Origin of the sequence: Mangrovicoccus sp. HB161399, from assembly GCF_013184745.1 — a bacterium.
In the GTDB taxonomy this organism is placed as follows: Bacteria; Pseudomonadota; Alphaproteobacteria; order Rhodobacterales; family Rhodobacteraceae; genus Mangrovicoccus.
The window spans coordinates 1-5,846 of record NZ_JAATVU010000149.1; the positions used below are offsets into that span (position 1 = coordinate 1).

The window sequence follows — 5,846 nt, forward strand, 5'->3', positions numbered from 1 at the left end:
CCGCCGGGCATCCGCAGAAGCGCATCGACGAACTTCTGCCATGGAGTTTCAAGCCGTCAACCTGAGATCCCGTGAGCCGGGAACACCGCTTACGATTATGGTAAACTTGAAGTAGAAAATAAGATCAGCGATACAACTTCGCTGATCACCACGCCGGAGCAAGTACCAGTGCCCGGCGACCAACTCACCAGACCGGATGAAAATTATAGTGATCAAGGGCACGGGCTAACTGACGCCGTCGCGCGTCCGAACGCGCAAGCGCGCAGTTGGGCAGGTGTTTTGATGAGTAAGAATGATTTTGAGAACGCGCCAAATTTGGCAAGCGCATTGGGGATTGCCCTGGAGAGCGGCAATCCAGCTACCTGTAAGATCAACTACGAGCTCTACAGGGAGTTCTTCGATGACAAAAACATCAGCGATGAAAAGAAAGATCAGGTGATCGATTTCCTGATCCACGTCGCAAACTGCTTTTACGACGCGGGGTTTGCGCAAGCGCCACTCGGTCAAGCCTGTGGAAAACTTGACGAAAACGAGGATGAGCCCGCCGAGAGAAGCCAGAATATGGTAAGCTCGGCGGCAGATACCCTGACAAAGACATTCAACATGTGCGCGGCCTGAGTAAGGTGCCGCTAGACAAGGAGGATTCATGAAAGATGCACACCAAAAGATGGAGGCGACCACCAGTGCTCTGATCTATTGCCGCGTCTCGGACAAGAAGCAGAAGACGCAAGGTCACGGCCTTGAGAGCCAAGAGCACCGCTGCCGAAAATACGCGGATGAGCGCGGCTATGATGTCGAAATGGTCTTCCCGGATGACATCACAGGCGGCGTGGACTTCATGAAGCGGCCCGGCATGCGCGCCATGCTGGCCTATCTCGATGCCCAGAAGGGCAAGCAATATGTCGTCATCTTCGATGACCCCAAGCGTTTCGCCCGTCATACCGAGTTTCACCTCAAGCTGCGCCGTGAGTTCGCGCAGCGCGGGGCCCGGGTTGAATGTCTGAACTTTCAGTTCGAAGACACGCCGGAAGGCTTGTTTATCGAGACCGTGATCGCTGCCCAAGGCCAGCTTGAGCGCGAGCAGAATCGCCGTCAGGTCATTCAGAAAATGACCGCCCGTATCGAGAAAGGCTACTACGTCTTCCACCCGCCAGTCGGCTACCGCTTCGAGCGCGTGGCGGCGCATGGAAAGCTGCTTGTTCGCGATGAGCCAGTCGCTTCGATCATCACCGAAGCCCTTGAGGGCTACGCCTCCGGGCGCTTCCGCTCGCAGAGTGAAGTGGCACGGTTCTTTCAATCCAAGCCTGACTTCCCCAAGAGCAACAAGACGGGGCTGGTGCGCATCACCAAAGCCACGGAAATCCTGGAGCGCCCGCTCTATGCCGGGCTCGTAGAAGCCCCCAAATGGGGCGTGAGCCTACGCAAGGGGCATCATGAGCCTCTGATCAGCTTCGCCACCCATGAGCGCATCCTGGCGCGATTGAAGGGTACGGCGAACGCTCCGGCGCGCAACGACATCAACAAAGACTTCCCGCTGCGCGGCTTCGTGCACTGCGATGACTGCGATCAGCCGATGACCTCCTGCTGGTCGAAGGGCCGCAACCAACTCTACCCGTACTATCTCTGCGACACGCCTGGCTGCGCCTCCAAGCGCAAGTCGATTCGCCGTGCCGATATCGAAGATGGGGCAGAGGCCATCCTGCGCGGCCTGCAACCCGCCACGCAGCTTTACAAGCTCGCCAAGGCCATCTTCACCGATATCTGGGAGATGCGCCGCGTCGAGGCTATGGCGGCGCGCAAGACCATCGAGACGCAGCTCTCGGATACCAGCAAGCAGATCGACTCGCTGCTCGACCGTATCATGGATGCCTCCAGCCCGAGCGTGATCAAAGCCTATGAGAAACGCATCGGAGAACTGGAACGCCAGACCATCAGATTGACCGAACAGGCAGAGAAAGCCGTGCCATCTCAAGGCCGCCTAAGCGAATTTATCGAACCGGCCTTAGAATTTCTGGCAAGTCCTTGGAATATCTATAAAAATGGCAGCTTCGCCCTCAAGCGTACAGTGCTCAAACTGGCCTTTGCAGAGCCACTGAGGTATAGCCGAAATGAGGGTTATCGAACCGCTGAAATCACCTTTCCGTTCAAGGTGTTAGCGGATTTTTCATCCCTAAAGTGCGGGATGGTGGAGCCTAGGGGAGTCGAACCCCTGACCTCTTGCATGCCATGCAAGCGCTCTCCCAACTGAGCTAAGGCCCCGGCCGGTGCGGCGTGTCCGCCGCGTCGGTGAGGGGCTGTCTAAGGAGTCTGGCCGGGGGGCGCAAGCGGAAAAAACGGACTCCAGGAAAAAAACTTGTCGCCAGGCCGGTCTCCGGAAAAACTGCGCTGCATCAAGGCGCTGGCGGTGCCGTCCCTGCCACATGCGAAAGGGACGGCGTCGGATCGCTCCGGGCCGTCCCTCGAAATTCCGCGTCTCCGGAAGGAGATCAGTCGTCGCCGTTGTCGTCGGTCGAGACGTCGGTGATGTCGTCGAGCGAGACGTTGTCCTCGTCATCCTCGTCGAGGACGTCATCGTCCAGATCGTCGCCCAGATCCATGTCGACATCGTCCTCGTCGTCGAGGACCACGTCATCGCCGTCTTCGCGGCTGGTCTTCTTGGCATCCGGATCGGCCTTGTCGGCGATCATCGTGCGAGACTTGTTGCCGGTGTCGATCTCGACGACCTGGCCGGTATAGGGGCTGACGATCGGCGACCGGCCGAGATCGTAGAACCTCTTGCCCGTAGTCGGGCAGACCCGCTTGGTTCCCCACTCTTCCTTGGGCATTGGTCTTTCCTCTTTTCTCGACGGATTGAGTGAGGGCCATTGCCACAGGCCGGACGGGGTGTCAAAGGAAAATCCATGAGGCGGGGAACACGGCAATGACGGGAGAGCGGCTCGCGCTGGCAGGAGCGCCGCGGATCGAGGTGGAGCTGCGCCGCTCGGCACGGGCGCGGCGGCTGTCGCTGCGCATCTCGCGGCTGGACGGCCGGGTGACGCTGACCGCGCCGCCGCATGTGCCTGCCGCCGAGCTGAATGCCTTCCTGCAGGAGCGCGGCGACTGGGTGAGGGGGCATCTCGGAAGCCAGCCGCCCCCGGTCTTCGTCGCGCCCGGTGCGCGGCTGCCGGTGCAGGGCGAGGCGCTGATGATCGTGCCCGCCAAGGTCCGCAAGGCCGAGCGCCGGGGCAGCGAGCTGCTGGCCAGCCCGTCGCGCACGGCGCCGCAGGTCCGCGCCTGGCTGACCGCGCTTGCGCGCGACCGGCTGGTGGAGCGCTGCGATCTCTATGCCGCGCGGCTGGGGCGCAGCTATGCCGAGCTGGCGCTGCGCGACACGCGCTCGCGCTGGGGCTCATGTTCCTCCGAAGGGCGGCTGATGTTCTCCTGGCGGCTGATCATGGCGCCGCGCCAGATCCTCGACTATGTCGCGGCCCACGAGGTGGCGCATCTTGCCGAAATGAACCATTCCGATGCCTTCTGGGCGGAGGTGGCGCAGCTCCATCCCAGCTATGCCACCGACCGCCGCTGGCTGAGGGAGAACGGCGCATGGCTGCACCGCTACCGCTTCGAGGGAGAGGGCGCATGAGCAGTGGCCGGCAGGCCGACAGCGCCCCGGCGGCGCATGACCGGGTCTACCGCACGCTGCGCAGCCGGATCATGTGCGGGGAACTGCCGCCCGGCCAGGCGCTGACGCTGCGCGGCATCGCGTCGGAATTCGGCGTCTCGATGACGCCCGCGCGCGAAGCCGTGCGGCGGCTGGTGGCGGAGGGTGCGCTGACGCTGTCCGGCTCGGGGCGGGTGGCGACGCCGGCGCTCGGCAATGACCGGATCGAGGAACTGGCCGCGCTCAGGGGCATGCTGGAGCCGGAACTGAGCTCGCGCGCGCTGCCCAAGGTTCATTTCGCGCTGATCGAGCGGCTCGAGGCGATCAACGTGGTGATCGCGGATGCGGTCGGGCGCGGCGATGCGGTCGCCTATATCCGCCACAACCTGGAATTCCACCGCACGCTCTACCTGCGGGCGCAGGCGCCGGCGATGCTGGCGATGCTGGAAACGGTCTGGCTCCAGCTCGGGCCGACGATGGGCGCGCTTTACGGGCGGCTTGCCCGGACCGGCGTGCCGCATGGACACAGGCTGATCATCGAGGCGCTGAAGGCGGGGGACGAGCCCGGGCTGAGGCTGGCGGTGCGGACCGACGTGACCCAGGGGCTCAGGATGATCGCAGGGGAGTGACCCGGAGGTCCTCCCTGCCGCGACGGGGGCTCAGGGCAGCAGCGCGAAGCCGGCTGCGAAGAAGCCGATCCAGGTGCCCAGGACGATCAGGGCCTGGGTCAGGCTGATCCGTGCATGCGGCTCGGCGGCATGGGTGGGGCAGGACTTGGTCAGGTTCGGATGCATGGCGGGGACTCCAATCAACTGGCGACGGCGCGGTATTTACCTATTCGGATGCATCCGGTCCATGCGCGTTTTTTGCCGATGGCTAAGCAAAAGTTGCCGTTTTTGCGGGCGGTTTGAAAACTTTCCCGCTGAGGCGCCCGAAACGGCGGATTCCGCCCGTCCGGGGACGGCGGCTTGAGCGGGCTTCATCGCGGGAATGCGCGGACTGCATGGGCTCTTGCCGCGGCGGCGGCACCCCGCCTATCTCTCGGGGCAGGGGAACCCGCCCGTCCGGCGCCCGTTGAGTCGCCGGAAGAGTTGCGTGGCGGAGAACGGGCATGACGATGGACGCTGACGAGTACATGGAGTTCGGACAGGATGGGCCGATGGAAGGGCTGGTCGCCAAGCTTGGCGAGGCCGCTGCGGGCGAAAAGGTGTCGCTGCAGGGCATTCTGCACGTGGTCGGGGACACGTCCTTCCTGCCGGTGCTGATGGTGCCCGCGCTGCTCGTCGTGTCGCCGCTGTCGGGAATTCCGCTCTTTTCCTCGATCTGCGGCCTGACCATCGCCTTCGTGGCCGTGCAGATGGTGTTCGGGCGGCGGCATCTGTGGCTGCCGGAGGCGGTGACGCGCAAGACCGTCAGCGGCCCGCGCGCCCGCCGCGCGATCGGGCGGCTGGGCGGGCTGGCACGCTGGCTGGACCGCCATGCCACCGGCCACGGCTCCTGGGCTATGCGCCGGCCGATCCGCAAGGCCTGCGAGATCGCCTGCCTGACTTGCGGCCTGGCGATGCCCTTCCTCGAGCTGGTGCCCTTCTCGTCCTCGGTGCTCGGGCTCTCCGTGCTGCTCTTCGCGGTGGCGATGCTGGCGCGCGACGCGCTCTTCATGGCCATGGGGGCGCTGCTGATGGCCACCGCCCTGTCGCTGCCGTTCTACGCAATCAGCGCCGTGGCTGCCGCCGCTCTCTGACCTGCCCCATGCGGCTCCGCTGCGTCAGTCTCCTGGCGGGGGATGTCACCGTGGTCCTGCGCCGGGATGAGCGGGCTCCGTCCCGGTCGCAGGGGACCGGAGGCGATGGGAGTTTCGCCCTTGGCACCCGTTTCAAGCGTCGGCTTCACGCGGGCGGGACCAGTGCGATGCGCGGTCCTGCGCCTCGCAAGGCGGCGGTGCTGTCTTTCCGCTGACGCGCCGAAGGCGCTGACCGCGTCCGGGACTGGACCCATGCCAGTATCCGTTGATCAGGCGGATCTCCGTACGGCCGTCGCAGACGGGGACTTTCAGGGTGCGGCGCCCGTGATCGCACGGCGTGGCGCTGATCCGGACGGCGAGTCCCATGCTGGCCTGACCTTGCCCCCGGATCCCGGACTGGGGCGATATTCACTATGCTTCCATCGCGGCGGCCATGTCGATCCGTGTCTGCTCGGGCGTGCGGTA

6 protein-coding genes, 1 tRNA gene and 1 pseudogene are annotated in these 5,846 nt (G+C 64.2%); 5 read left to right on the forward strand and 3 right to left on the reverse strand.

Annotated elements, in window-relative coordinates:
- Window positions 1–168: 168 nt before the first annotated feature.
- A complete protein-coding gene (locus HCC78_RS31215; RefSeq protein WP_172332621.1) occupies window positions 169–618 on the forward strand; it encodes a hypothetical protein in 450 nt (149 codons plus the stop codon).
- Window positions 619–667: 49 nt separating this feature from the next.
- Window positions 668–1,624: pseudogene (locus HCC78_RS34250) on the forward strand (recombinase family protein); the annotation flags it as partial.
- A gap of 559 nt (window positions 1,625–2,183) precedes the next feature.
- Here HCC78_RS34250 and HCC78_RS31225 read toward each other — a convergent pair.
- Both HCC78_RS31225 and HCC78_RS31230 read right to left on the reverse strand, forming a co-directional pair.
- Window positions 2,184–2,259 (reverse strand) — tRNA-Ala (locus HCC78_RS31225).
- Between the two features lie 227 nt (window positions 2,260–2,486).
- Window positions 2,487–2,825, reverse strand: coding sequence for a TIGR02300 family protein (locus tag HCC78_RS31230; protein ID WP_172332622.1), 339 nt, complete (start codon window positions 2,823–2,825; stop codon window positions 2,487–2,489).
- A 95-nt stretch (window positions 2,826–2,920) separates the two neighbouring features.
- Here HCC78_RS31230 and HCC78_RS31235 point away from each other — a divergent pair, with 95 nt between their 5' ends.
- Window positions 2,921–3,622: a M48 family metallopeptidase gene (locus HCC78_RS31235; RefSeq protein ID WP_172332623.1), complete on the forward strand. Its 702-nt coding sequence runs from the start codon at window positions 2,921–2,923 to the stop codon at window positions 3,620–3,622.
- On the forward strand, window positions 3,619–4,269 hold the full coding sequence (locus HCC78_RS31240) for a GntR family transcriptional regulator (RefSeq protein ID WP_172332624.1): 651 nt from the start codon (window positions 3,619–3,621) through the stop codon (window positions 4,267–4,269). The genes HCC78_RS31235 and HCC78_RS31240 overlap by 4 nt, the downstream gene beginning before the upstream one ends.
- 30 nt (window positions 4,270–4,299) lie before the next feature.
- Here HCC78_RS31240 and HCC78_RS34555 read toward each other — a convergent pair whose 3' ends face one another.
- The gene (locus HCC78_RS34555) at window positions 4,300–4,434 is read right to left on the reverse strand and encodes a hypothetical protein (protein ID WP_256368375.1); all 135 of its coding nucleotides are present in this window, start codon (window positions 4,432–4,434) and stop codon (window positions 4,300–4,302) included.
- A 317-nt stretch (window positions 4,435–4,751) separates the two neighbouring features.
- Between HCC78_RS34555 and HCC78_RS31245 the strand changes: the two genes are divergently transcribed.
- Complete coding sequence (locus HCC78_RS31245; RefSeq protein ID WP_253949457.1) at window positions 4,752–5,381, forward strand: exopolysaccharide biosynthesis protein; 630 nt, start codon at window positions 4,752–4,754, stop codon at window positions 5,379–5,381.
- Window positions 5,382–5,846: the final 465 nt, after the last annotated feature.

Coding starts and splice junctions, on each gene's coding strand:
- HCC78_RS31245 (WP_253949457.1), top strand. CDS start 4,752: ATGACGATGGACGCTGACGAGTACATGGAGTTCGGACAGGATGGGCCG.
- HCC78_RS31235 (WP_172332623.1), top strand. CDS start 2,921: ATGACGGGAGAGCGGCTCGCGCTGGCAGGAGCGCCGCGGATCGAGGTG.
- HCC78_RS31240 (WP_172332624.1), top strand. CDS start 3,619: ATGAGCAGTGGCCGGCAGGCCGACAGCGCCCCGGCGGCGCATGACCGG.
- HCC78_RS34555 (WP_256368375.1), bottom strand. CDS start 4,434: ATGCATCCGAACCTGACCAAGTCCTGCCCCACCCATGCCGCCGAGCCG.
- HCC78_RS31230 (WP_172332622.1), bottom strand. CDS start 2,825: ATGCCCAAGGAAGAGTGGGGAACCAAGCGGGTCTGCCCGACTACGGGC.